The organism is Pseudomonas sp. Irchel s3h9, from assembly GCF_900187475.1.
Lineage (GTDB): Bacteria > Pseudomonadota > Gammaproteobacteria > Pseudomonadales > Pseudomonadaceae > Aquipseudomonas > Aquipseudomonas neuropathica.
Genome location: NZ_FYDH01000004.1, coordinates 281737 through 305461 on the forward strand (window position 1 = coordinate 281737; position 23725 = coordinate 305461).

A 23725-nucleotide genomic window follows, 5' to 3' on the forward strand; every position below is an offset into this window, starting at 1 on the left:
CGCGCGGTTGCGCTCTTCAGACCCTATTTACGACCAAGGAATTGCCCCATGGTGTCGACTTCTGCCCGCCCCGTTTCCAGGCCACTGAATTTTTGGTTATGCCTGGGAATACCCACCGTCGCGGCGATCATTCTGGTGCTGCTTGAATTGACTGATCTGGACATGGATCTGGCCCGACTGTTCTATGACCCGGTCGCAGGTGACTTTATCGGGCGACACAGTTTTTTCCTTGAAGACATCCTCCATGATCGCGCCAAGCAGGTGGTCATTGCGTTCTCGGTGTTTGCCATCCTCGGCTTCATCAGCTCGTTCTTCGTCGGCAGACTGAAACCGTTCAAGCGCGAACTGGGCTGTCTGGTGCTGTCGCTGGGCCTGGCGACCTCGTTCGTTACCCCGGTCAAAGCCGTGACGGCGGTGCAGTGCCCATGGAGCCTGGAGCAATTCGGCGGCCATGAAACCTACAGCAAACTGATGGAACATCGTCCACAAACGGACAAACCCGGCCGTTGCTGGCCTGGTGGCCATGCGGCGACGGGGTTCACCTTGTTTGCGCTGTTCTTTGTCCTGCGTGATCGCCGTCCGCGTCTGGCCCGTCAGGCGTTTATCTTTGCCTTCGCGCTGGGTTCGGTGTTTTCGATCAGCCGGATGATGCAGGGTGCGCACTTCTTTTCGCACAACGTGTGGACGGCGATTTTCTGCTGGCTGATTTGTCTGGGGTCGTATTACTGGGTGCTGTATCGCCCGGCGGTGAAAACCGCGGCCGTGGTCGAGGCGCAACCGGTCAGCGCCTGATCTGACGCCATCGCTGGCAAGCCAGCTCCCACAGGGTTGGTGCCGAGCACACATTTTGTGAACGCTCGAATCACTGTGGGAGCTGGCTTGCCAGCGATGAACGATTACTCGGACTTGCGCCAACACTAAATCAAAGGCAATAAAAAACCCCGCTGGCTTGCGCCAGCGGGGTTTTGCGTTACAGGGGTAAGGCTGGCTTACATCATGCCGCCCATGCCACCCATGCCGCCCATGTCAGGCATGCCGCCGCCTGCAGCGCCGTCTTTCTTCGGCGCGTCAGCTACAGCTGCTTCGGTGGTCAGGATCAGACCGCCGATCGACGATGCCGCTTGCAGAGCGGAACGAGTCACCTTGGTTGGGTCCAGGATGCCCATTTCGATCATGTCGCCGTATTCGCCAGTCGCAGCGTTGTAACCGAAGTTACCTTTGCCGTTCTTGACTTCGTTGACGACAACGCTTGGCTCGTCGCCGCTGTTGGCAGCGATCTGACGCAGCGGTGCTTCAACAGCGCGACGCAGCACAGCGATACCCACGTCCTGATCAGCGTTGTCGCCTTTCAGGTCAACCAGGGTTTGCAGAGCGCGGATCAGCGCAACGCCACCGCCAGGTACCACGCCTTCTTCAACGGCTGCACGGGTTGCGTGCAGGGCGTCTTCAACGCGGGCTTTCTTCTCTTTCATTTCAACTTCGGAACCAGCGCCAACCTTGATCACTGCAACGCCGCCGGACAGCTTGGCCAGACGCTCTTGCAGTTTTTCACGGTCGTAGTCCGAGGAAGTTTCACCAACCTGAGCACGAATCTGAGCGATACGCGCCTGGATGTCGGAATCTGCACCGGCACCGTCAACGATGATGGTGTTTTCCTTGGAAATGGTCACACGCTTGGCGCTGCCCAGGTTTTCCAGGGTAGCTGCTTCCAGGCTCAGGCCGATCTCTTCGGAGATAACGGTACCGCCGGTCAGAACAGCGATGTCCTGCAGCATGGCCTTACGACGGTCGCCGAAGCCTGGCGCCTTGACGGCTGCGACTTTAACGATGCCACGCATGTTGTTTACAACCAGAGTCGCCAGGGCTTCGCCTTCAACGTCTTCGGAAACGATCAGCAGTGGACGGCCGGCTTTGGCAACGGCTTCCAGCACTGGCAGCATTTCACGGATGTTCGAGATCTTTTTGTCGACCAGCAGGATCAGCGGGCTGTCCAGCTCGGCAACCATGGTCTCTGGCTTGTTGACGAAGTACGGGGACAGGTAGCCACGGTCGAACTGCATGCCTTCAACAACCGACAGTTCGTTTTCCAGGCCAGTGCCTTCTTCAACGGTGATCACGCCTTCTTTACCGACTTTTTCCATGGCTTCGGCAATGATGTCGCCGATGGAGTTGTCGGAGTTGGCGGAGATGGTGCCTACCTGAGCGATGGCCTTGGTGTCAGCGCATGGCTTGGACAGGTTCTTCAGCTCTTTGACGATAGCGATGGTCGCTTTGTCGATACCGCGCTTCAGGTCCATCGGGTTCATGCCGGCAGCGACGGCTTTCAGGCCTTCGTTGACGATCGACTGAGCCAGAACGGTAGCGGTGGTAGTACCGTCACCAGCGTCATCGTTGGCACGGGAGGCAACGTCTTTGACCAGCTGCGCGCCCATGTTTTCGAAGCGATCTTCGAGTTCGATTTCTTTGGCGACGGAAACGCCGTCCTTGGTGATGGTCGGAGCGCCGAAGCTCTTCTCGATGATCACGTTACGGCCTTTCGGGCCCAGGGTCGCTTTTACAGCGTCAGCCAGGACGTTGACGCCCTTGAGCATTTTTTTACGGGCGGAATCGCCAAACAGAACTTCTTTAGCAGCCATGATCGATATTCCTTAAATACTTTGTAGTAGCGGGAAAATGAACGGGGTTATCAGCCTTCGATAACAGCGAGGATTTCGTTCTCGCTCATTACCAGCAGGTCTTCGCCGTCGACTTTCACTGTGTTGCTGCCGGAGTAAGGACCGAACACAACCTTGTCGCCTTCTTTCACGGACAGTGCGCGCACTTCGCCGTTTTCCAGAGCTTTGCCCGGGCCTACAGCGAGAATCACACCGTGGTTGGCTTTTTCAGCAGCCGAACCTGGCAGGACGATACCGCCAGCGGTTTTCTTTTCTTCTTCGCTGCGACGGATTACGACGCGGTCATGCAGAGGACGAAGCTTCATTGTCGATCTCTCCTAATTGTGGTTTTCATCGGCCGGTGTAGTCCCGGCGGGTTTAACAAATCCGGCCTGCGCCGGTTGCGATTCGTCAAGCGAACCGCGGAAGTCTGTCCGGTTCAAATACCGGAAACCTTTCGGTGACCGATACATAAGGGCGCATAAGCTTATTACAAGGGCGAGGCGAAAAAATTTTCACCTATGTGCTGCACAAAAGCAGCCCATAAACGGACACGGCACCCGAAGGTGCCGTGTCGATGCAGATGTTACTTGGAGTCCCGGTGTTCGAACTCGCCTTCGATCACGTCACCCTCGCGGCCCAGAGGCTGGCGCGGTGCAGGACCGCCACGGGGTTGCAGGTCGTCGGCGAACGCACGCTGGCGCATGGCCTGTTCTTCGGCGCGCTGGCGCATTTTGTTCGCCAGCAGGCGACGGGTGAATGGCAGCAACATCACCAGACCGACCACGTCACTGATGAAGCCCGGCAGGATCAACAGGCCACCGGCCAATGCCAGCATCAAACCTTCCAGCATGGTTTGCGCAGGCAGTTCGCCGCGGTTCAGGCTTTCACGGGCACGCAATGCAGTGGCCAGACCGGCGACGCGCAGCACGAAAATGCCGAACATCGAGCCGAGAATGATCAGCAGCAGGGCCGGGAAAAACCCGATAGCCCCTGCCACTTTGACGAATACGAACAGCTCCAGCACCGGAAACAGCAGAAAGAGCAACAGAAAAGGGCGCATCAAAGTTTCCTCAACGCAAGAAATGCCTTGCAGTAAGCCTTAGATGACGTCGCCCTTTCGTGAATTCAAGCACCAGCCACCTCATTTTTTGGCCAGACCTCGGCGTGAGCCAGAGAAACCAAGGCTTCGCGCACTTGTGTCGGCGTATTACAAGGTGCCGGGAACGGCAGCCAGTACAACGCCTGACCGATGCGCAGGTGCATGCCCTCGGTGTCGATCCCGGCCAGTTGCGCCGGCACGGTTTTCGGCAGACCGGCCAGGTCGACGTAGTGCACGATGGCTTTGGCGTGGTCGCTGTTCATGTGCTCGACCATGCTGATTTCAGCCTTGCCAGCGAACGGGTTGGCCAGGGTCAGTTGATCGACCCAGTGAATCGCGCCGAAACCGCCGATGTAGCGGTGACGTACCGGGTTCAGCACCCAGAAGTCAAAATCATGGGCCTTGTGGTAGTTCTGCGAATCGGGGAAATAACGGTAGTAACGCTCGGCGGCGGCTTCGATCGCGGCAACGTCTTCGAGCTTTTGCGCCTCCGCCAGATAGGTCAGGCGACCAACGGCTTGCACATCATCTGCCTCACGCTCGCCGACGAGCAATGAGCACTTCCGGTCTTTTTGCAGGTTGTGGGTGTGCTGGGCGATGCGGCTGATCAGGATCAGCGGCCGGCCCTGCTCGTCCAGGCAGTACGGCACCACGGAGCCAAAAGGAAAACCAGGCATCGATTTGGAGTGGGTCGACAGCACTCCACGGTATTCCTTGAGAAGCAATTCTCGGGCATTCTTCGCCACTTCAACGCTCAATTTATGACTCCTTAAATAGTATCCGTCGAAAAAACGGACGGGCGCCTGGGATCAAGTCCCAGTCACGCCAGCGGGCAATTCTCATGTGCAACCCTGCCACGGCCGGTGCAGATCGGGAGTCGCTGAAAACAAAAAACTACTCAGACCTGCTATCGGGGCATGCGAATGCAACTCAACGACAAAGTAATCATTATCACTGGCGGTTGCCAGGGTTTGGGCCGCTCGATGGCCGAGTATTTCGCCGGCAAAGGCGCCAAGCTCGCGTTGGTCGACCTCAATCAGGAAAAACTCGACGACGCGGTCGCGGCCTGCAAAGCCAAGGGCGTCGAGGCGCGCAGCTATCTTTGTAACGTCGCCAATGAAGAGCGGGTCGAGCACATGGTCGCCCAGGTCGCCGCCGACTTCGGCGCGATCCACGGCCTGATCAACAACGCTGGGATCCTCCGTGATGGCCTGCTGCTCAAGGTCAAGGACGGCGAAATGACCAAGATGAGCCTGGCACAGTGGCAGGCCGTCATCGACGTCAACCTGACCGGCGTGTTCCTCTGCACCCGTGAAGTGGCGGCAAAAATGGTTGAGCTGAAGACCAGCGGCGCGATCATCAATATCTCGTCGATCTCGCGTGCAGGCAACGTTGGCCAGACCAACTATTCGGCGGCCAAGGCCGGTGTAGCGGCGGCGACGGTGACATGGGCGAAAGAACTGGCGCGATATGGCATTCGTGTGGCGGGGATTGCCCCGGGCTTCATTGAAACCGAGATGACCCTGGGCATGAAGCCGGAAGCGCTGGAGAAGATGACTTCGGGGATTCCGCTCAAGCGCATGGGCAAGCCGGAAGAGATTGCGCACTCGGCGGCGTACATCTTCGAAAACGACTACTACACCGGGCGGATTCTCGAGATGGATGGCGGGTTGCGGATCTAACTGCCAACACAAAACAAATGTAGGAGTGAGCCTGCTCGCGATTGCGGTCATTCATTCAACAAATCTGTTGAATGTTATTCCGCTATCGCGAGCAGGCTCACTCCTACAGGGTTATCGGTGTTGCTGATGTATCAATCGTCGCTGATGGTGATATTCGGCATCGCCGGCGTCGCCGCTTCCTGCAACACAATCCGCGCGCCGACATGGCGGGCCAGTTCCTGATAGACCATGGCAATCTGGCTGTCCGGCTCGGCAATCACCGTTGGCTTGCCGCCGTCGGCCTGCTCGCGGATCAGCATCGACAGCGGCAGTGAAGCCAGCAGTTCGACGCCGTACTGAGTCGCCAGCTTCTCACCACCGCCCTCACCGAACAGATGCTCGGCATGCCCGCAGTTCGAGCAGATGTGCACGGCCATGTTTTCCACCACGCCCAGCACCGGAATGTTGACCTTGCGGAACATTTCCACGCCTTTGCGCGCGTCGAGCAAGGCCAGATCCTGTGGTGTGGTGACGATTACCGCGCCAGCCACCGGGACTTTCTGCGCCAGGGTCAGTTGAATGTCGCCAGTGCCTGGCGGCATGTCGATCACCAGATAATCCAGATCGCCCCACGCGGTTTGCGTGACCAATTGCAGCAACGCCCCGGAAACCATCGGCCCACGCCAGACCATCGGCGTGTTGTCGTCGGTCAGGAACGCCATCGACATGACTTCCACACCGTGCGCCTTGAGCGGCACGAACCATTTCTGATCCTTGATTTCAGGGCGGGTGCGCTCGGGGATGCCGAACATGATGCCCTGGCTCGGGCCGTAGATATCGGCGTCGAGAATGCCGACCTTGGCGCCTTCACGGGCCAGGGCCAGAGCGAGGTTGGCGGCGGTGGTCGATTTGCCCACGCCGCCCTTGCCGGACGCCACGGCGACCACGTTCTTGACGTTGGCCAGCCCGGGAATCTGCGCCTGCGCCTTGTGCGCGGCAATCACGCTGTTCACTTCAACCTTGGCGATCACCACGCCGTCGAGGTTTTCGATGGCCAGTTGCAGCAGTTGCGCCCAGCCGCTCTTGAACAGACCGGCAGCGTAACCGATTTCCAGCTGCACGTTGACGCGATCACCGACGATCTCGATGTGCTTCACGCAACCGGCGCTGACCGGATCCTGATTAAGGTAAGGGTCGGTGTATTGGCTGAGGACGGCTTCCACCGCTGCGCGAGTGACGGCGCTCATGGGCAACTCCGATAACAAGACTGGGAATAGATGGCGGGTATCGTACCTGAAAAAGATCGCAGCCTTCGGCAGCTCCTGCAGGAGATCGACGCACGTCTGCAGGAGCTGCCGCAGGCTGCGATTTTTTCCGTCTGCTCATCCAATGAAACAGGCGCACAGGGTGAAAAATATGCGCCAGCGCTTTATAGTGGCCGACCTCCGTTTCATCAAGTAGCGAAGCCCCACATGTCCGAACCACGCAAGATCCTCGTCACCAGCGCCCTGCCCTACGCCAACGGTTCGATTCACCTTGGCCATATGCTGGAATATATCCAGACCGATATGTGGGTGCGCTTCCAGAAGCATCGCGGCAACCAGTGCATTTATGTCTGCGCCGACGACGCCCACGGTTCGGCGATCATGCTGCGCGCGGAAAAGGAAGGCATCACCCCGGAACAACTGATCGCCAACGTACAGGCTGAACACAGCGCCGACTTTGCCGAGTTCCTGGTCGATTTCGACAACTTCCACTCCACTCACGCCGAAGAAAACCGTGAGCTGTCGAGCCAGATCTACATCAAGCTGCGTGACGCCGGGCACATTGCCCAACGCTCGATCACCCAGTATTTCGACCCGGAAAAGAAAATGTTCCTGGCCGACCGCTTCATCAAGGGCACCTGCCCGAAATGCGGCACTGAAGACCAGTACGGCGACAACTGCGAGAAATGCGGTGCAACCTACGCCCCGACCGATCTGAAGGATCCGAAGTCGGCGATCTCTGGCGCCACCCCGGTGCTCAAGGATTCCCAGCACTTCTTCTTCAAACTGCCAGACTTTCAGCAAATGCTGCAGGCCTGGACCCGCAGCGGCACACTGCAAGACGCCGTGGCCAACAAGATCGCCGAATGGCTGGACGCCGGCCTGCAGCAATGGGACATCTCCCGCGATGCGCCGTACTTCGGTTTCGAGATCCCGGACGAGCCGGGCAAGTATTTCTACGTGTGGCTGGACGCGCCGATCGGCTACATGGCCAGCTTCAAGAACCTCTGCGACCGCACGCCGGAGCTGGACTTCGACGCGTTCTGGGGCAAGGACTCCACCGCCGAGCTGTACCATTTCATCGGCAAGGACATCGTCAACTTCCACGCGCTGTTCTGGCCAGCGATGCTCGAAGGCGCGGGCTACCGCAAGCCGACCGGCATCAACGTGCACGGCTACCTGACCGTCAACGGCCAGAAAATGTCCAAGTCGCGCGGCACCTTCATCAAGGCCCGTACGTATCTGGATCACCTGTCGCCGGAATACCTGCGCTACTACTACGCAGCCAAGCTGGGCCGTGGCGTCGATGACCTCGACCTGAACCTCGAAGACTTCGTGCAGAAGGTCAACTCGGATCTGGTCGGCAAAGTGGTCAACATTGCCAGCCGATGCGCCGGTTTCATTCAAAAAGGCAACGCCGGTCTGCTGGTCGACCAAAACGCTGCGCCGGAGCTGACCGAGGCTTTCCTCGCCGCTGCGCCAAGCATTGCCGACGCCTATGAAGCCCGCGACTTCGCCCGCGCCATGCGTGAAACCATGGCCCTGGCCGACCGCGCCAACGCGTGGATCGCTGACAAGGCGCCGTGGTCGTTGAATAAACAGGAAGGCAAGCAGGATGAAGTCCAGGCGATCTGCGCCACCGGCATCAACCTGTTCCGCCAACTGGTGATCTTCCTCAAGCCGGTGTTGCCGTTGCTGGCCGCCGATGCCGAGGCGTTCCTCAACGTCGCCCCGCTGACCTGGAACGACCACACCACCCTGCTGGCCAACCACCAGTTGAACGAATTCAAACCGTTGATGACCCGCATCGACCCGGTGAAAGTACAAGCCATGTCCGACGCCTCGAAAGAAGACCTGACCGCCAGCCAGACCGACACCGGTGCAACCGCTCCGGCCGGCAACGGCGAACTGGCCAAGGATCCGCTGTCGCCGGAAATCGACTTCGACGCCTTTGCCGCGATCGACCTGCGCGTCGCACTGATCGTCAAAGCCGAACACGTCGAAGGTGCTGACAAGCTGCTGCGCCTGACCCTGGACATCGGTGACGAGCAACGCAACGTGTTCTCCGGGATCAAGAGCGCGTACCCGGATCCGTCGAAACTCGACGGGCGCCTGACCATGATGATCGCCAACCTCAAGCCACGGAAAATGAAGTTCGGTATCTCCGAAGGCATGGTGATGGCCGCCGGCCCTGGCGGTGAAGAAATCTACCTGCTGAGCCCGGACAGCGGCGCCAAGCCGGGTCAACGCATCAAGTAAGGCCCGGCAACAAATCGATCCCACCGGCGTGCCCCGCATGCCGGTGGGATTTTTCATATCTGGCCCACCCTACGTGGCTGCTGGATAATGCCTAACCTTATGAGATAGCCGCCCGTTTCTCTGGCAGAACCATGACCGAACTCGTGCTTACGCTTATCAGTGCTGCGCTGCTTAACAACTTCGTGTTGCACTGGCCCCTGGGCGTCGATCCGCTGCTGGCGGGCAGTCGTCGCCAGGTGCATGCGCTGGGACTGGCGACGTTGTGCCTGATGCTGGTTGCGGGCGTAACCGCTTACGTGATCTGGCATTGGCTACTGGTGCCGCTTCATCTTGAAGCCCTGCGGCTGTTCGTGTTTCTGCCATTGAGTGTGTTGCTGATCGCACCGCTGCTGAAACTGTTGTCCGGCGGCTTTCACGGTCTGCCTTTCGACGGGCTATGGCCATTGTTGCTGGGCAATGCCGGAGTGCTCGGGCTGGCACTGATCAACGCGCAAAACGATCAAGGCCTGCCGCAGGCAATAGCGCTAAGTCTTGGCGCCGGGCTGGGTTTCTGGCTGGTGCTGAGCCTCTTCAGCGATTTGCGCGAGCGCACGGCCGACAACGATATCCCCCTGCCCTTTCGTGGCCTGCCGATTGATCTGATCGGCGCCGGACTGATCGCAGTGATTTTTCTCGGATTCAGTGGACTGATCAAAACATGAGTCTGATTCAACGCATCGATGCCCTCCTGCCGCAGACCCAATGCGGCAAGTGCGGCCATCCCGGATGCAAACCGTACGCACAAGGCATCGCCGAGGGCGAGCCGATCAACAAGTGCCCGCCGGGCGGTGACGAAACCATCGCGGCGCTGGCTGAACTGTTGAAAGTGCCGGTGCTGGAGCTGGACATCAGTCGCGGCTCGGCACCGCCGCAAGTGGCGTTTATCCGTGAAGCCGAATGCATTGGCTGCACCAAGTGCATTCAGGCCTGCCCGATCGACGCGATCGTCGGCGCGGCGAAACTGATGCACACGGTCATCGTCGACGAGTGCACCGGTTGCGATCTGTGTGTCGCACCGTGCCCGGTGGATTGCATCGAAATGCATCCATTGTCGCCGGGCACGTTGCCGGTGGTGGGCGGCCTCGCCGTCAGTCTCGACGAGCAGCGCGCGCGCGCGGCCAAACGCGATCACGCGCGTCAACGCTTCGAGCGCCGAAACGAGCGCTTGCACCGCGAAGAACAACAGAAACAGGCTGAGCGTGAAGCGCGGGCGAAACGGGCGGTGCAGCCTGAAGTGACCGCGACCGATCCGGTGCAGGCAGCATTGCAACGCGTGCGTGCGCAGAAAGCCGCCACCGTTGACGCGGCGCTGAAGAAAGCCAAAATTGATGTAGCGATGAGCCGCGCGCAATTGCACAAGTCGTTGAAAGCCTTCGGTCATCCGCCGACGTTCGAGCAGCAGGCACAATTGATCGTGTTGCAGCAGCAGTTCGACGCGGCCGAGCAGGCCTTGGCGAAACTTGAAAGCAGCGCCCCGCCTGCCCCGGCAGTCACGGCCCCGGCGAAAGATGCCGACTTGAAACGGGCAAAAATCCAGTTGGCAATGCGTCGTGCCGAACTGAAAAAAGCCCAAACCGCCGAAGCGGCGCCCGAACAGATCGCCGCGCTGGAACAAGCACTACGCGATGCCGAACAGGCCCTGCACGCCGCCGAAGCTACAAGCGATCAGCCGTTGCCTGACCTGGTGCGCGTCGAAAAACGCCCGGTCGACAGCCAGCTTCGCCAGTTGAAAACCGAATTGGCCTACGCCCGCGCCGACCTCAACAAACTCGAACGGCGCGCCGACACGCCCACCGAAATCCTCGCCAAGGCCCGCGCCCGCCTGCAAGACGCCGAGCGCCAGGTGCAAGATCATGTTGCCCCTTGAGGCACCGGACAATCGCCTGCAACAGGCAATGAAGCTGGTATTGCTGGCCGCTTTGCCGGGGCTGCTCGGACTGTTCTGGCTGTACGGTTGGGGGGTGTTGATCAATCTGATTCTGGCGGCCACCACAGCACTGATTGTCGAAGCAGCGGTCCTGCACCTGCGTCGACAGCCCCTGCAGCCAGCGCTGAGCGACGGCAGCGCGCTGGTCAGCGCGACATTGCTGGCTGCTGCCCTGCCACCTTATTGCCCCTGGTGGCTGACGGTAACGGCCATGGCTGCGGGTCTGCTGTTCGGCAAGCACGTGTACGGCGGCGTCGGCAAAAACCCGTTCAATCCGGCAATGCTCGGGTTTGCCCTGGCCATGGTGATGTTCCCGCAACCAATGACCCATTGGCCGGCTCATGGCCTGGATCTGACGGCAACGTTTCAACAAGTGTTCGGCGCAGGTCAGGCGCCGGATGCTTGGGTCCAGGCCACCGTACTGGACAGCCTGCGCATCAATAAAAGCCTGACCATGGACGAGTTGTTCACCAGCAATCCAGCCTTCGGTCGATGGGGCGGACACGGTGTGGAATGGGTGAATCTGGCGTTCCTCGCCGGCGGGTTGTTTCTGCTGCAGCGCCGCGTCTTCAGTTGGCATGCGCCAGTGGGCATGCTCGCCAGCCTGTTTGTCATCAGTCTGCTGTGCTGGAACGGTTCCGGCTCGGACTCGCATGGGTCACCGCTGTTTCACCTACTCAGTGGCGCGACCATGCTGGGGGCGTTCTTTATCATCACTGAACCGGTCTCTGGCGCTAAAAGCGCGCTTGCCCGTCTGCTGTTCGGAGGCAGTGTCGGGCTGCTGACTTACGTGATTCGAACCTGGGGTGGATACCCGGATGGCGTGGCGTTCGCAGTGCTGCTGATGAATCTTTGCGTGCCTGCGCTGGAGCGATTTGCCGCGAGCCGTCAGTCAGAGGTGCGCCCATGAATCGCACGGCCAGCGCGTCTATTGTGCTGCTGTTGGCGGTCATCGGCGTCGCTGCGACTTATGTTTTATACCGTAGTTCTGCAGCGCAAATTGCCAGCGGGCAGCACTGGATCGAAAGCCGCAAACTGCTGGATTTGCTTCCACTCGATGCCTACGACAATCAACCGCTCGAGCAGCCTTTGGCCTTGGCAGACTTGAACTTGAGCCATAGCACCTTAACGGGTGGCTATCGCGCGACCAAACGCGGCCAGACCGTTGCGATCTTGCTGCACAGTCAAACCCAGGGTTATGCGGGCGCCATCGAACTGTTGATCGCCATCGATACCAACGGCAAATTGCTCGGTGTAAAAACCCTTAAACAAAGGGAAACACCAGGACTCGGCGGGCATCTGGGTGACTGGCCGAATACCTGGCTACAGTCGTTTATCGGCACATCGAGCAAGGAGCCGACTGATGCGGGATGGGCGCTGCAAAAGGATCAGGGACAATTTGATCAAATAGCTGGCGCGACCATCACCTCGCGCGCAGCCATCAGCGCGATCCATGATGCCCTGCGCTACTTCGATGAACATCGGGCCGCGCTGCTGGGGAGCGGAACATGAACCGATCAGCAGTCCTCTCTAACACTTTGATGCTGACATTGCTGCTTGGCACCAGTGACTCACTGGCAGGTGGTGTGGGGACATTATTGATGTTCGTTACTGTCGCAGGCTTGTATGGCCTGTGCATGGCTGCCTTGCGACCACGACTCACAGAAAAAAGCGTGTTGCTCGCCAGCGTGTTGCTCGCCGCGACCCTCACCAGTTGCGCAGATCTTTTGGCGCAACGCTGGTTTCTGCCCTGGCAGCAAACCTTCGGCCTCTATGTCGGCCTGATCGCCTTGCAATGCGTGGTGCTGGAGCACAACGGTTTCTGGCGACAGTCGTGGATCGAGCGGCTCAAACTCTGCGGTATGTTCGGCGGATTGCTGCTCGGGCTCGCCGGGCTGCGTGAACTCGTCGGTCACGGCAGTCTCGGCCGGGGACTGTTCGAACACTGGCCAGGTCTTGTTGTATTTGGCGAAGGGCTGCACCTGATCACGTTGATCCCCGGTGCTTTTATTTTGTTGGCGCTGCTGCTGGCGGCGCGTCAGGCGATAGTTCGCCCGAACTCGATATCCAAGGAAACACATCGCTCATGAATGCAGCAAAACGCCTGGAGATTTTCCGCCGCCTGCACGAAGACAACCCGGAACCGAAGACCGAACTGGCCTACTCCTCGCCGTTCGAGTTGTTGATCGCGGTGATTCTTTCGGCGCAATCGACAGACGTCGGCGTCAACAAGGCCACGGCAAAGCTGTTCCCGGTTGCCAACACGCCAGCGGCGATCCACGCTTTGGGCGTCGAGGGGCTATCCGAATACATCAAGACGATCGGCCTCTACAACAGCAAGGCCAAGAACGTCATCGAGACCTGCCGCTTGCTGGTCGAACGCCATGGCAGCGAAGTCCCGCAAACCCGTGAAGAGCTCGAAGCCCTACCGGGAGTGGGCCGCAAGACCGCCAACGTCGTACTCAACACGGCTTTCCGCCAACTGACCATGGCCGTCGACACTCATATCTTTCGGGTCAGCAACCGCACCGGCATTGCACCGGGTAAAAATGTGGTCGAAGTGGAAAAGAAGCTGATGAAGTTTGTACCCAAAGAATTCCTTCTCGACTCTCATCACTGGCTGATACTTCATGGCCGTTATGTGTGTCTGGCCCGCAAGCCACGCTGCGGCAGTTGCCGGATCGAAGACCTGTGCGAGTACAAGGAGAAAACTTCGGACGATTGACCGGCTATTGGAATAATTGATAAGTCGATTGAAAAAATCTTTTTTACCCGCCGCAGGAATATCGATATAAGGAGCGCCAAAGGCATTCTTAGCCGGGAGTTAGCTGATGAGTAGCGACAAAGAGCCACTTGATGTAGATGATGATATCGCTGCGGAAACTGAGGACACCGAACCTGTGGTCGAAGTCGCCAAGACCAATCTCAGCAAGCGCCGTACGATCGATAACCTGCTTGAGGAGCGCCGACTGCAAAAGCAATTGGCCGATTACGATTTTGATGACTGATATTTGAAAGCCTCCCGAAATGGAGGCTTTTCACTTTCTGCGGCTAGCTGAGTTCGACCGGCCCATCACCCTGTCAGCCATCGATACATTCAGACCAGACCATTACGCTGCGCCAACTCGATCAGATCAACCAGGGATCGCGCATTGAGCTTCAACAACAAGCGCGTCTTGTAGGTGCTTACGGTTTTGTTGCTCAAAAACATACCATCGGCAATTTCCTTGTTTGTCTTGCCTCGCGCCAACTGCTGCAACACCATCATTTCCCGACCGGACAGACGATCCACCATGTCGGCTTCACTGGCATTGCCCAGACTGGTGCGGACTGTATGCAAAGCCTGATTGGGAAAATAACTATAGCCCGACAATACCGCCTTGATCGCACTGAGCAACTCGGTCAGGTCCTGTTGTTTACAGACATAGCCGGCCGCTCCCGACTGCATGCAGCGCATTGAAAAGTGCCCGGGAGCCTGGGAGGTCAACACCAGAACTTTAATAGGCATGGCCGTCGTAGTCAGGCGCGCGATAACTTCCAGACCATCAAGCTTGGGTATTCCAATATCCAGAATGACAATATCCGGCATTTGTTCTCGAGCAAGTTGTAACGCATCCACACCGTTATCAGTTTCTGCGATGACTTCGTAGCCATGACGTTCCATCAGCATACGTACCGCAAGACGAATGACAGGGTGATCATCCACGATCAGCACTTTATTCATGGGCAAGTCCAGTTTCGCTGTTCGAATTTTCAGAACACGCACAATAGCCCAGTCACTTGCTCTATGGCATGGCAGTGTTAACACGCACCAGCATCGAGAGACATACCCTACAGTCATTGCGGACTATTCCTACAAAAAGCCGCTACCCCCAGTAAACATCCGACGTTATTTCCTCCTCCGCTCACGGAAATATTTCGCTTTTAACTTGTTACAGACTACGACTAGCGACACAGAAATCATGCCTTATCGCTGAGTTTCACTATGCCCGAACGGCCATGACACGTGCAAATCTGCGCTCGGCCGAGAACTTTGATTATTAACCCGAAACACAATGCAACAGCCGACACACCAACCTCACAACTTCAAACCCGATATAAACACTTGAAACAAGATATTTATACCTAACACAATACTTTTGCTATAAATACAAGTATTTGAAACCCGTCTGCCAAGCTACTCAACCACACAAACTTATCACCAACGAGACAGATCAAACACAAGAGTACAAGCATGCTGAAAATAAAAAACAAAATCACTAACCCAATGACGGTAATTGCCATATTTGCAGCTATTTCGGAAACATCAGCCGCCATTTCGCTGCCTTTTCTAGACAACAAGGACAGAGAGATCTACGTATGGTTTCTGATCAGCTTTCCGTTCTACTTGCTGTTTCTATTTTTTATAACTTTAAACTTTAATTACCGTTCCCTCTACTCACCCTCGGACTTCGGCAAGGACAAAAACTTTCTTAAAGTAATCGATAACAACGATCGCGAGAACAAACGAAACACACCGCCCCTGGAGCCAGCCACGCAAGGGACATTTGGACTATCAAGTTGTATCGTGCCCAGCGAGTCAGGCCCAACCGAATGCAAGGACGCGTGCAAAGTCCACAACGCACCTGACCCGCCCTCGGCCATCAATTCAAAATCGAACCTGATTGTTCAGCACAACATTCAGTTGCCCGCGTGGGTCAGTGACCTGCACCTCATCGACGTTCGGGGTGTCGATGCATCGAGAGAGTTAGCCACGATTCTGGAAAACATCCGGAACCTGGACCGGAAAACTCCCCGGGTAGTGGTGTTTCTTTCCAATCATGTATCGGATGTTTTACTGACGCAGCATTCATTGCTGAAGATCAGGCACGTCAGGAAAGGCTCAGGCAAAACGATTTGTATTGTTTATAACCTTTGCGCACAGGCGGTAACGCTGCTGGGACGGGCATGAAAGATGAGTCGTAGCCACAGATGCCAAGACCAGGAACAGGCTTCAATCAGACGCAAACAAAGAATCATGCAAAAAGGGCGGCCTTGTCTCGATGACAAGGCCGCCCTTTTCATTACGCTTCAGACCAGAACGCTTAGAACAGCTTGCGGCCCTTGTTGGCAGCAATGCGCATGCGCAGCGCGTTGAGCTTGATGAAGCCCGCGGCATCAGCCTGGTTGTAAGCACCGCCGTCTTCTTCGAAGGTCGCGATGTTGGAATCGAACAGCGAATCGTCGGACTTGCGGCCGGTAACGATCACGTTGCCTTTGTACAACTTCAGGCGCACAACGCCGTTCACGTTGACCTGCGAAGCGTCGATCATCTGCTGCAGCATCAGACGCTCTGGGCTCCACCAGTAACCGGTGTAGATCAGGCTGGCGTATTTCGGCATCAGCTCGTCTTTGAGGTGAGCGACTTCGCGGTCCAGGGTGATCGATTCGATGGCGCGGTGAGCGCGCAGCATGATGGTGCCGCCCGGGGTTTCGTAGCAGCCACGGGACTTCATGCCGACGTAACGGTTTTCGACAATGTCGAGACGGCCGATACCGTGAGCGCCACCGATCTTGTTCAGCGTCGCCAGCACGGTGGCCGGAGTCATTTCGACGCCGTCCAGTGCAACGATGTCGCCGTTGCGGTAGGTCAGTTCCAGGTATTGCGCTTTGTCAGGAGCGTTCTCCGGGGAGACGGTCCATTTCCACATGTCTTCTTCGTGCTCGGTCCAGGTGTCTTCCAGCACGCCGCCTTCATAGGAGATGTGCAGCAGGTTGGCGTCCATCGAGTACGGGGACTTCTTCTTGCCGTGACGCTCGATCGGGATCGCGTGCTTCTCGGCGTAGTCCATCAGCTTCTCGCGAGACAGCAGGTCCCACTCACGCCAAGGCGCGATCACTTTCACGCCTGGCTTGAGCGCGTAGGCACCCAGTTCGAAACGCACCTGGTCGTTACCCTTGCCGGTGGCGCCATGGGAAATGGCGTCAGCGCCGGTTTCGTTGGCGATTTCGATCAGACGTTTGGCGATCAGCGGACGCGCGATGGAAGTACCCAGCAGGTACTCGCCTTCGTAAACGGTGTTGGCGCGGAACATCGGGAACACGAAATCACGCACGAACTCTTCGCGCAGGTCGTCGATGTAGATTTCTTTGACGCCCATGGCCTGAGCCTTGGCGCGGGCCGGCTCGACCTCTTCGCCTTGACCGAGATCAGCGGTGAAGGTCACCACTTCACAGTTATAAGTATCCTGCAGCCATTTGAGGATCACCGAAGTGTCCAGGCCGCCGGAATACGCCAGAACGACCTTGTTTACGTCCGCCATGCCATCACTCCACGGGGTTCTACGGAAAGCCGAGGAGTCTACCGCTCCAACGCGATAATTTACAGAGGCGCGACAGCTTAAGACGACAAAGCGACAGAATCTGTCGAGAGCGCGACGATGACCGGCGGGTCAGGAAGTCGCCGCTGTATTGGCTGGCGTGCTCGCTTGCGGTGCCGGAGCCGCGACCGGCGCCACGCGCGCCAGTTTGACATTGACCCGACGGTTCTTCGCGCGATTGGCCGCGTTGGTGTTCGGCACAATGGGATATTGCTCGCCATGGAAACGCACGGTGATCTGCGATTCCTGAATGCCGTTAGCCTTGAAGAAGTCGACCACCGCCAGCGCGCGGCGGCGCGACAGTTCACGGTTGGTCAGGCGATTACCGCTGTTGTCGGAATGGCCGTCGAGTTCGATGTGATTGACCGTCGGATCGGCCTTCATGAACTCAAGCATTACTTGCAGTTTGGCTTTGGCGGCAGCGTCGAGGTCAACGCCTTCACCGGGGAAACCGATCTGCGACTGCTTGATCTGGTCAAAATTCTGCGGCAGCAATTTCGCCACACATGCCTGGTAATCGTTGAAGGCCTTGCTGAACTTGACCGGCAACAGGCGTACTTCCGAGACACGGCCATCGCCAGACGCGCGACGCACGACCGGGCTGCGCCCGTCCAGCAGGCCGCTGATCAGCCCCCCGGCCTGGGACTGCGAACTGCTGAACAGCACGTTGCCGCTGCCGAGCCGCACAGAGCCCAGATTAATGTCACCACGGCCCGGCTGCCAAGGCGCAGCCGCTGCCAGCAACGTTGCAGAACCGCCGCCGAGCATGGCGTTGTAGGCGTTCAGACGGAATATCGCCTGCTCGCCGGCCTTGCGCACGAACTCACCTGAGCCGAAATCAGTGATCGGCTGGGTCAGACGACATTCGAACTTGTCGCCGGCGACCGTCCACTCAATGTTCTCCAGACGGGTCTGGTACGTGAGCGCCATCGCGGGAAGGCTGGCAAACACACTGAGCAAGGCTAAATAACGCTGGCGCACGGGAGGCTCCATTGGCTTCTGAAACACAAAGACCGATTCACACTATGTTTACGGCATACCTACGGGATATCGGAAGGTTCCGGCAAAACTTGATAGCGAGTGCCTGCAAGAGTCTTTTCCGGTAGCATTCGCCTCAGTTTGACCCGCCTGGAATCCCCTCATGTCCGACCGCCTGACCCTGCTGCGTCCCGACGACTGGCACATTCATCTTCGCGATGGTGCCGTGTTGACCAATACCGTTGCCGATGTTGCGCGCACTTTTGGCCGCGCCATCATCATGCCCAACCTGGTACCACCGGTGCGCAACGCCGCTGAAGCCGACAGCTATCGCCAGCGGATTCTCGCTGCCCGCCCGGCCGGCAGTCGCTTCGAACCGCTGATGGTGCTGTACCTCACCGACCGCACCCAGCCCGAAGAAATTCGTGAAGCCAAGGCCAGTGGTTTTGTGCACGCAGCCAAGCTGTACCCGGCCGGCGCGACCACCAACTCCGATTCCGGGGTAACCAGCATCGACAAGATCTTCCCGGCACTGGAAGCCATGGCCGAAGTCGGCATGCCGTTGCTGATCCACGGTGAAGTCACCCGTGGCGACGTCGATGTGTTCGACCGCGAAAAGATCTTCATCGACGAGCACATGCGCCGCGTGGTCGAGCGCTTCCCGACGCTGAAAGTGGTGTTCGAACACATCACCACCGGCGACGCCGTGCAGTTCGTCAACGAGGCCTCGGCCAACGTTGGCGCGACCATCACCGCGCATCACCTGCTGTACAACCGCAACCACATGCTGGTGGGCGGGATTCGGCCGCACTTCTATTGCCTGCCGATCCTCAAGCGCAATACGCACCAGGAAGCCCTGCTCGACGCCGCCACCAGTGGCAGCGCGAAGTTCTTCCTCGGCACCGACTCGGCGCCGCACGCACAGCACGCCAAGGAAGCCGCTTGCGGCTGTGCCGGTTGCTACACCGCGTACGCCGCCATCGAGATGTACGCCGAAGCCTTCGAACAGCGTAATGCGCTGGACAAACTCGAAGCCTTCGCCAGCCTCAACGGCCCGCGTTTCTACGGCCTGCCGGCGAACACCGATCGCATCACCCTGGTTCGTGAAGAATGGACCGCCCCGACCAGCCTGCCATTTGGCGAGCTGACCGTTATCCCGCTGCGCGCCGGTGAAAAACTGCGCTGGCGCCTGCTGGAGGAACACGCGTGAGTGAAGACCATTTCGACGACGAACTGGACGGTCAAAGTGGTGGCGGCGGCTCCCGTCACCCGATGGCAGCACGCTTTCGCGGCTACCTGCCGGTTGTCGTTGACGTAGAGACCGGTGGCTTCAACTCGGCCACCGACGCTCTGCTGGAGATTGCCGCGACCACCATCGCCATGGATGAAAAGGGTTTTGTATACCCGGATCACACCTACTTCTTCCGCGTTGAGCCGTTCGAAGGCGCCAACATCGAAGCTGCGGCGCTGGAGTTCACCGGAATCAAACTCGATCACCCGCTGCGCATGGCGGTCAGCGAAGAAACCGCGCTGACCGACATCTTCCGTGGCATTCGCAAGGCGCTGAAGGCCAATGGCTGCAAGCGCGCGATTCTGGTCGGGCACAACAGCAGCTTCGACCTTGGCTTCCTGAACGCAGCCGTTGCGCGTCTGGACATGAAACGCAACCCGTTCCACCCATTCTCCAGTTTCGACACCGCGACGCTGGCTGGTCTGGCATACGGTCAAACCGTACTGGCGAAAGCCTGCCAGGCCGCTGACATCGATTTCGACGGCCGCGAGGCGCACTCGGCGCGTTACGACACCGAGAAAACCGCTGAGCTGTTCTGCGGCATCGTCAACCGCTGGAAACAGATGGGCGGCTGGGAAGACTTCGACGACTGATTGAGGGTCGTCGGGTAAATCCCGCGCATAAAAAAACCGGCCACGTGGGCCGGTTTTTTTGTTTAATGCTTATAGAGCTTAAATTCTCGATCAATCCACACGACATAAAAAATCCGATGGCTCTTGTATCCCACCATCGCTACACGTTCAAAAGCCCGAAACACAAGCAATCTGACATCACCTGTCAAAAAAGCAGGAATTCCCACTTTCAGACTGTTTCTCTCAATTGTTTCACAGCCATATCGATGCCTATGCTCTCTGCGCAATTCTCTCCACGGCATTCTTCCCAGAATCCTCAGACGCTCAAGCATTTTCGACCGTTCGACGGCCTCGCAATCTTGAATGCACCAGCCATTCTGCAAATACTCAAATGAGAAAACCGGAGGTCGCGCTTCCGATGAATCTATTTCGATGGTGGACGTCCGTGCCGTTACTGTAATTGCCGCATCGCGTTCCCTGCGTTTGAACTTGGCCATTTCAGTTCACCAAATGCTCCCGGAAATACTCCTCCATCTCACAGGCGGGAATTTCTCGGCTGAACTCCCCTTCCTTGAAGTTTCTACGCCAAGGGGCTTCTTCATGCGTCAACTGACGTAGTTTCCACGCCGAAAACTGGCCATAAACGTCGAATACTTCGTTGAGCAGACTTTGTTGTTTGGCACTGAAAAGATCTGGATTGAAATCACTTGGAGGAGGAATGGCACTCGATCCAAATTGGCTGAATCTTCGATACAGATCCGGAACCACCGGCCCGTGCATCCACGCCTCCAGCTTTTCAGGGAAGAGAGCCTCACCATGGACGGCCAGACTGAACCCTTGAGCGTAATAAACCATTTTTTGAATCTTGAGATTGGATATCTCGCCCTCATGCCCTTCCAGGCAGAGGAAATAATCCGCAACGTCCAAGCTACTCGGCATTTGAATCCCCTTCTGCATCATGCAATCCATTGCACCGTCCTTACTGAAGTGAGGCGCGATTCAGGACAAGGCAGTCGCCTTCGTACCCCGTTATCGCTCGAGCACAACCCTATCCAGCCACTGTTCACTCATCCAGTATTTTTTCCGAACATTTGAAACAAATGATGCCGAGAGGCTGTTTCAATTAATTCTCCGCATAAAAAAACCGGCCACGTGGGCCGGTTTTTTGTACCTCGACGTTGCGCCTTACAGGGCTGCAGCGTTCTCGGTCAGGTAAGCCGCAACGCCTTCTGGCGAAGCGTTCATGCCTTTGTCGCCTTTTTTCCAGTTGGCAGGGCAGACTTCGCCGTGCTCTTCGTGGAATTGCAGAGCGTCGACCAGACGGATCAGCTCTTCCATGTTACGGCCCAGCGGCAGGTCGTTGATGATCTGCGAACGGACAACGCCTTTGTCGTCGATCAGGAACGCGCCACGGAAAGCCACGCCGCCTTCGGATTCAACGTCGTAAGCCTTGGCGATGTCGTGCTTCATGTCGGCAGCCATGGTGTATTTCACCTGGCCGATGCCGCCATTGTTTACTGGGGTGTTGCGCCATGCGTTGTGAGTGAAGTGCGAGTCGATCGACACAGCGATCACTTCAACGTTGCGTGCCTTGAAGTCGGCCATGCGGTTGTCCAGAGCGATCAGCTCGGACGGGCAGACGAAGGTGAAGTCCAGTGGGTAGAAGAACACCAGGCCGTATTTGCCTTTGATGGCCGAGGACAGGGTGAAGCTGTCAACGATCTCGCCATTGCCGAGTACGGCCGGGACGGTGAAGTCAGGGGCTTGTTTGCCTACGAGTACGCTCATTGATATCTCCTGGTGTAAAAACTTGAAGTTCAGGGTCCGCGCCAGCCTGCCACCCTCAAGCGACAGCCCTGTGACACGAACCCCCTTCGCAAGGGCCGACCATCATACACTGCGAATTTGGCCTGTCCTTAACGGTTTTTCGAAGCAGGCGTAGAACGGCGCTGCATTTACGGGGCCAGGCAAATCGCCAGCAAATACCATTCGTCAGTCACGGCTGTGAATCAGCAGAAGCCTTCCGAAAGCACTTTGACAATCATTCTCGTTAACATTAAGATCCATCGCAATTGAGTCACAACCAGCGACGGTTCTCACTTATGTATGTTTGTCTCTGCACTGGCGTCACCGACGGACAGATCCGCGATGCGATCTATGAAGGTTGCTGCAGCTATAAAGAAGTCCGCCAGGCCACCGGCGTCGCCAGCCAATGCGGCAAATGTGCGTGCCTTGCCAAGGAAGTCGTTCGCGAAACCCTGACCAAGCTGCAAACCGCTCAGGCTGCGATCCCCTACCCTGTAGAATTTACTGCCGCCTAATTGCCCCCCCATTTCAAAGAACCGGACTTATGTCCGGTTTTTTTATGCCTATAAATCAACTGCTTAGCGCCCAGACGCGGAACACAAACATTCTTATTCCGATTAATTTTCATATATTATTCAATAACTTAGGTTTGACACTTATAAGTACGAAGCTCAAACTCTGCCGTATATACAGCTAATACAGGGCAGGACTCCGATCATGAAAGGCGACATTACAGTCATCCAGCATCTCAACAAGATCCTTGCCAATGAGCTGGTCGCGATCAATCAGTACTTCCTGCATGCACGCATGTATGAAGATTGGGGCCTGAACAAGCTCGGCAAGCACGAGTACAAAGAATCCATCGACGAGATGAAACACGCGGACAAGCTGATCAAGCGCATCCTGTTCCTCGAAGGCCTGCCGAACGTGCAGGACCTGGGCAAGCTGCACATCGGCGAGCACACCAAGGAAATGCTGGAGTGCGACCTGCGTATCGAGAAGACCGGTCATGCTGACCTGAAGACCGCAATCGCCCATTGCGAAACCGTTGGCGATTTCGGCAGCCGTGAACTGCTCGAAGACATTCTCGAATCCGAAGAAGAACATATCGACTGGCTGGAAACCCAACTGGGCCTGATCGACAAAGTCGGTCTTGAGAACTATCTGCAATCGCAGATGGGCGAAGAGTAGGAGCTGCCGAAGGCTGCGATCTTTTCAGGTTGCACCGGCAACTTGCAGTAACTTTTCGAACGCACTAAAAAGCCCCGCACTCTTTCGAGTGGCGGGGCTTTTTATTGGCTGAAGATCAAAAGATCGCAGCCTCGTTTCATGCGACAGCTCCTACACAAGCAGCAGCTGTCGCATGAAACCTGGCCGATCAGGCTTCGGACTTGTTCGCCGCTGCCGCTTCAACAGCCGCCTTGATGGTGCTTTGCAGCGAACCGTCTGCAGCCATCTCGGTCATGATGTCACTACCGCCGACCAGTTCACCGCCGACCCACAGTTGCGGGAAAGTCGGCCAGTTGGCGTACTTCGGCAGGTTGGCGCGGATTTCCGGGTTCTGCAGGATGTCCACATACGCAAACTTTTCGCCACAAGCCATCACAGCCTGCGCAGCTTTCGCAGAGAAGCCACACTGTGGGGCATTCGGCGAGCCTTTCATGTAAAGCAGAATGGTGTTGTTGGCAATCTGCTCTTTAATCGTTTCGATGATATCCATGGAGCACCTCGGCTGAACTTTCCGACTCATGGGTCGGCACGGTGACGCATTGTAACGGAATCCCGAGCGCCATGCTCGGTCTCCCCGACGGT

27 protein-coding genes are annotated in these 23725 nt (G+C 57.4%); 15 read left to right on the forward strand and 12 right to left on the reverse strand.

Annotated elements, in window-relative coordinates; genetic code table 11:
- The first annotated feature begins 48 nt into the window (after positions 1-48).
- Positions 49-792 (forward strand): phosphatase PAP2 family protein, encoded by a 744-nt coding sequence (locus tag CKW26_RS08725; RefSeq protein WP_095048278.1) that lies wholly within the window; start codon positions 49-51, stop codon positions 790-792.
- Positions 793-989: 197 nt separating this feature from the next.
- Here CKW26_RS08725 and groL read toward each other — a convergent pair whose 3' ends face one another.
- The 4 genes from groL to CKW26_RS08745 form a co-directional block, all read right to left on the reverse strand.
- Positions 990-2636, reverse strand: coding sequence for a chaperonin GroEL (groL, locus tag CKW26_RS08730; RefSeq protein WP_095048279.1), 1647 nt, complete (start codon positions 2634-2636; stop codon positions 990-992).
- 50 nt (positions 2637-2686) lie between these two features.
- Positions 2687-2980 carry a co-chaperone GroES gene (locus CKW26_RS08735; protein ID WP_007916610.1) on the reverse strand — a complete coding sequence of 98 codons (294 nt, stop codon included), beginning with the start codon at positions 2978-2980 and terminating at the stop codon, positions 2687-2689.
- A gap of 260 nt (positions 2981-3240) precedes the next feature.
- On the reverse strand, positions 3241-3717 hold the full coding sequence (locus CKW26_RS08740; RefSeq protein WP_095048280.1) for an FxsA family protein: 477 nt from the start codon (positions 3715-3717) through the stop codon (positions 3241-3243).
- A gap of 65 nt (positions 3718-3782) precedes the next feature.
- Entirely contained in the window at positions 3783-4514 is a 732-nt protein-coding gene (locus CKW26_RS08745; RefSeq protein WP_095048281.1) for a HugZ family protein, read from the reverse strand.
- A gap of 165 nt (positions 4515-4679) precedes the next feature.
- Here CKW26_RS08745 and CKW26_RS08750 point away from each other — a divergent pair, with 165 nt between their 5' ends.
- Positions 4680-5438 (forward strand): SDR family oxidoreductase, encoded by a 759-nt coding sequence (locus CKW26_RS08750; protein WP_095048282.1) that lies wholly within the window; start codon positions 4680-4682, stop codon positions 5436-5438.
- A 131-nt stretch (positions 5439-5569) separates the two neighbouring features.
- Here the strand turns inward: CKW26_RS08750 and apbC are convergent, their stop codons facing one another.
- A complete protein-coding gene (gene apbC / locus CKW26_RS08755; RefSeq protein WP_095048283.1) occupies positions 5570-6664 on the reverse strand; it encodes an iron-sulfur cluster carrier protein ApbC in 1095 nt (364 codons plus the stop codon).
- A 225-nt stretch (positions 6665-6889) separates the two neighbouring features.
- Between apbC and metG the strand changes: the two genes are divergently transcribed.
- From metG to CKW26_RS08795, 8 genes are all read left to right on the forward strand, one after another.
- Positions 6890-8941 carry a methionine--tRNA ligase gene (gene metG, locus CKW26_RS08760; protein ID WP_095048392.1) on the forward strand — a complete coding sequence of 684 codons (2052 nt, stop codon included), beginning with the start codon at positions 6890-6892 and terminating at the stop codon, positions 8939-8941.
- Between the two features lie 131 nt (positions 8942-9072).
- Positions 9073-9642 carry an electron transport complex protein RnfA gene (locus CKW26_RS08765; protein ID WP_095048284.1) on the forward strand — a complete coding sequence of 190 codons (570 nt, stop codon included), beginning with the start codon at positions 9073-9075 and terminating at the stop codon, positions 9640-9642.
- Positions 9639-10847 (forward strand): electron transport complex subunit RsxB, encoded by a 1209-nt coding sequence (rsxB, locus tag CKW26_RS08770; protein WP_095048285.1) that lies wholly within the window; start codon positions 9639-9641, stop codon positions 10845-10847. Before CKW26_RS08765 ends, rsxB begins: the two co-directional genes overlap by 4 nt.
- Complete coding sequence (locus CKW26_RS08775) at positions 10834-11817, forward strand: RnfABCDGE type electron transport complex subunit D (RefSeq protein WP_095048286.1); 984 nt, start codon at positions 10834-10836, stop codon at positions 11815-11817. The genes rsxB and CKW26_RS08775 overlap by 14 nt, the downstream gene beginning before the upstream one ends.
- Complete coding sequence (locus CKW26_RS08780; RefSeq protein ID WP_095048287.1) at positions 11814-12419, forward strand: RnfABCDGE type electron transport complex subunit G; 606 nt, start codon at positions 11814-11816, stop codon at positions 12417-12419. The genes CKW26_RS08775 and CKW26_RS08780 overlap by 4 nt, the downstream gene beginning before the upstream one ends.
- Positions 12416-12997, forward strand: a complete 582-nt coding sequence (locus CKW26_RS08785; RefSeq protein WP_093430572.1) for an Rnf-Nqr domain containing protein — start codon at positions 12416-12418, stop codon at positions 12995-12997. The genes CKW26_RS08780 and CKW26_RS08785 overlap by 4 nt, the downstream gene beginning before the upstream one ends.
- Positions 12994-13632, forward strand: coding sequence for an endonuclease III (gene nth, locus CKW26_RS08790; RefSeq protein ID WP_038369071.1), 639 nt, complete (start codon positions 12994-12996; stop codon positions 13630-13632). The genes CKW26_RS08785 and nth overlap by 4 nt, the downstream gene beginning before the upstream one ends.
- A 106-nt stretch (positions 13633-13738) precedes the next feature.
- On the forward strand, positions 13739-13915 hold the full coding sequence (locus CKW26_RS08795) for a PA3496 family putative envelope integrity protein (RefSeq protein WP_093430574.1): 177 nt from the start codon (positions 13739-13741) through the stop codon (positions 13913-13915).
- 89 nt (positions 13916-14004) lie between these two features.
- Here the strand turns inward: CKW26_RS08795 and CKW26_RS08800 are convergent, their stop codons facing one another.
- Positions 14005-14631, reverse strand: coding sequence for a response regulator transcription factor (locus CKW26_RS08800; protein WP_064119001.1), 627 nt, complete (start codon positions 14629-14631; stop codon positions 14005-14007).
- A gap of 510 nt (positions 14632-15141) precedes the next feature.
- Here CKW26_RS08800 and CKW26_RS08805 point away from each other — a divergent pair.
- Positions 15142-15858, forward strand: coding sequence for a hypothetical protein (locus CKW26_RS08805; protein ID WP_095048288.1), 717 nt, complete (start codon positions 15142-15144; stop codon positions 15856-15858).
- A 133-nt stretch (positions 15859-15991) separates the two neighbouring features.
- Here CKW26_RS08805 and CKW26_RS08810 read toward each other — a convergent pair whose 3' ends face one another.
- Positions 15992-17209 carry an argininosuccinate synthase gene (locus tag CKW26_RS08810; RefSeq protein WP_007916658.1) on the reverse strand — a complete coding sequence of 406 codons (1218 nt, stop codon included), beginning with the start codon at positions 17207-17209 and terminating at the stop codon, positions 15992-15994.
- Positions 17210-17338: 129 nt separating this feature from the next.
- Complete coding sequence (locus CKW26_RS08815) at positions 17339-18247, reverse strand: OmpA family protein (protein WP_095048289.1); 909 nt, start codon at positions 18245-18247, stop codon at positions 17339-17341.
- A 160-nt stretch (positions 18248-18407) separates the two neighbouring features.
- On the opposite strand from CKW26_RS08815, the gene pyrC reads away from it, so the two are divergent.
- Together pyrC and rnt are read left to right on the forward strand one after the other, a co-directional pair.
- Positions 18408-19454, forward strand: a complete 1047-nt coding sequence (gene pyrC / locus CKW26_RS08820) for a dihydroorotase (protein ID WP_095048290.1) — start codon at positions 18408-18410, stop codon at positions 19452-19454.
- A complete protein-coding gene (gene rnt, locus CKW26_RS08825; RefSeq protein ID WP_007916667.1) occupies positions 19451-20128 on the forward strand; it encodes a ribonuclease T in 678 nt (225 codons plus the stop codon). The genes pyrC and rnt overlap by 4 nt, the downstream gene beginning before the upstream one ends.
- A gap of 62 nt (positions 20129-20190) precedes the next feature.
- Here the strand turns inward: rnt and CKW26_RS08830 are convergent, their stop codons facing one another.
- The 3 genes from CKW26_RS08830 to CKW26_RS08840 form a co-directional block, all read right to left on the reverse strand.
- Positions 20191-20604: a hypothetical protein gene (locus tag CKW26_RS08830; protein ID WP_093430578.1), complete on the reverse strand. Its 414-nt coding sequence runs from the start codon at positions 20602-20604 to the stop codon at positions 20191-20193.
- A 1-nt stretch (position 20605) separates the two neighbouring features.
- Entirely contained in the window at positions 20606-21076 is a 471-nt protein-coding gene (locus tag CKW26_RS08835) for a Panacea domain-containing protein (RefSeq protein ID WP_095048291.1), read from the reverse strand.
- A gap of 216 nt (positions 21077-21292) precedes the next feature.
- A complete protein-coding gene (locus CKW26_RS08840; protein WP_003227723.1) occupies positions 21293-21895 on the reverse strand; it encodes a peroxiredoxin in 603 nt (200 codons plus the stop codon).
- Positions 21896-22209: 314 nt separating this feature from the next.
- On the opposite strand from CKW26_RS08840, the gene CKW26_RS08845 reads away from it, so the two are divergent.
- Positions 22210-22428 (forward strand): bacterioferritin-associated ferredoxin, encoded by a 219-nt coding sequence (locus CKW26_RS08845; protein ID WP_093430580.1) that lies wholly within the window; start codon positions 22210-22212, stop codon positions 22426-22428.
- A 202-nt stretch (positions 22429-22630) separates the two neighbouring features.
- The gene (bfr, locus tag CKW26_RS08850; RefSeq protein ID WP_007916671.1) at positions 22631-23104 is read left to right on the forward strand and encodes a bacterioferritin; all 474 of its coding nucleotides are present in this window, start codon (positions 22631-22633) and stop codon (positions 23102-23104) included.
- A gap of 187 nt (positions 23105-23291) precedes the next feature.
- Here the strand turns inward: bfr and grxD are convergent, their stop codons facing one another.
- A complete protein-coding gene (gene grxD, locus CKW26_RS08855) occupies positions 23292-23633 on the reverse strand; it encodes a Grx4 family monothiol glutaredoxin (protein WP_016773402.1) in 342 nt (113 codons plus the stop codon).
- Between the last annotated feature and the right edge of the window lie 92 nt (positions 23634-23725).

Bases quoted from the DNA above. Each gene is read 5' to 3' on its own strand.
- CKW26_RS08725 (WP_095048278.1), top strand. From the start codon at position 49: ATGGTGTCGACTTCTGCCCGCCCCGTTTCCAGGCCACTGAATTTTTGG.
- groL (WP_095048279.1), bottom strand. From the start codon at position 2,636: ATGGCTGCTAAAGAAGTTCTGTTTGGCGATTCCGCCCGTAAAAAAATG.
- CKW26_RS08735 (WP_007916610.1), bottom strand. From the start codon at position 2,980: ATGAAGCTTCGTCCTCTGCATGACCGCGTCGTAATCCGTCGCAGCGAA.
- CKW26_RS08740 (WP_095048280.1), bottom strand. From the start codon at position 3,717: ATGCGCCCTTTTCTGTTGCTCTTTCTGCTGTTTCCGGTGCTGGAGCTG.
- CKW26_RS08750 (WP_095048282.1), top strand. From the start codon at position 4,680: ATGCAACTCAACGACAAAGTAATCATTATCACTGGCGGTTGCCAGGGT.
- apbC (WP_095048283.1), bottom strand. From the start codon at position 6,664: ATGAGCGCCGTCACTCGCGCAGCGGTGGAAGCCGTCCTCAGCCAATAC.
- metG (WP_095048392.1), top strand. From the start codon at position 6,890: ATGTCCGAACCACGCAAGATCCTCGTCACCAGCGCCCTGCCCTACGCC.
- CKW26_RS08765 (WP_095048284.1), top strand. From the start codon at position 9,073: ATGACCGAACTCGTGCTTACGCTTATCAGTGCTGCGCTGCTTAACAAC.
- rsxB (WP_095048285.1), top strand. From the start codon at position 9,639: ATGAGTCTGATTCAACGCATCGATGCCCTCCTGCCGCAGACCCAATGC.
- CKW26_RS08775 (WP_095048286.1), top strand. From the start codon at position 10,834: ATGTTGCCCCTTGAGGCACCGGACAATCGCCTGCAACAGGCAATGAAG.
- CKW26_RS08780 (WP_095048287.1), top strand. From the start codon at position 11,814: ATGAATCGCACGGCCAGCGCGTCTATTGTGCTGCTGTTGGCGGTCATC.
- CKW26_RS08785 (WP_093430572.1), top strand. From the start codon at position 12,416: ATGAACCGATCAGCAGTCCTCTCTAACACTTTGATGCTGACATTGCTG.
- nth (WP_038369071.1), top strand. From the start codon at position 12,994: ATGAATGCAGCAAAACGCCTGGAGATTTTCCGCCGCCTGCACGAAGAC.
- CKW26_RS08795 (WP_093430574.1), top strand. From the start codon at position 13,739: ATGAGTAGCGACAAAGAGCCACTTGATGTAGATGATGATATCGCTGCG.
- CKW26_RS08800 (WP_064119001.1), bottom strand. From the start codon at position 14,631: ATGAATAAAGTGCTGATCGTGGATGATCACCCTGTCATTCGTCTTGCG.
- CKW26_RS08805 (WP_095048288.1), top strand. From the start codon at position 15,142: ATGCTGAAAATAAAAAACAAAATCACTAACCCAATGACGGTAATTGCC.
- CKW26_RS08810 (WP_007916658.1), bottom strand. From the start codon at position 17,209: ATGGCGGACGTAAACAAGGTCGTTCTGGCGTATTCCGGCGGCCTGGAC.
- pyrC (WP_095048290.1), top strand. From the start codon at position 18,408: ATGTCCGACCGCCTGACCCTGCTGCGTCCCGACGACTGGCACATTCAT.
- CKW26_RS08830 (WP_093430578.1), bottom strand. From the start codon at position 20,604: ATGGCCAAGTTCAAACGCAGGGAACGCGATGCGGCAATTACAGTAACG.
- CKW26_RS08835 (WP_095048291.1), bottom strand. From the start codon at position 21,076: ATGGATTGCATGATGCAGAAGGGGATTCAAATGCCGAGTAGCTTGGAC.
- CKW26_RS08840 (WP_003227723.1), bottom strand. From the start codon at position 21,895: ATGAGCGTACTCGTAGGCAAACAAGCCCCTGACTTCACCGTCCCGGCC.
- CKW26_RS08845 (WP_093430580.1), top strand. From the start codon at position 22,210: ATGTATGTTTGTCTCTGCACTGGCGTCACCGACGGACAGATCCGCGAT.
- bfr (WP_007916671.1), top strand. From the start codon at position 22,631: ATGAAAGGCGACATTACAGTCATCCAGCATCTCAACAAGATCCTTGCC.
- grxD (WP_016773402.1), bottom strand. From the start codon at position 23,633: ATGGATATCATCGAAACGATTAAAGAGCAGATTGCCAACAACACCATT.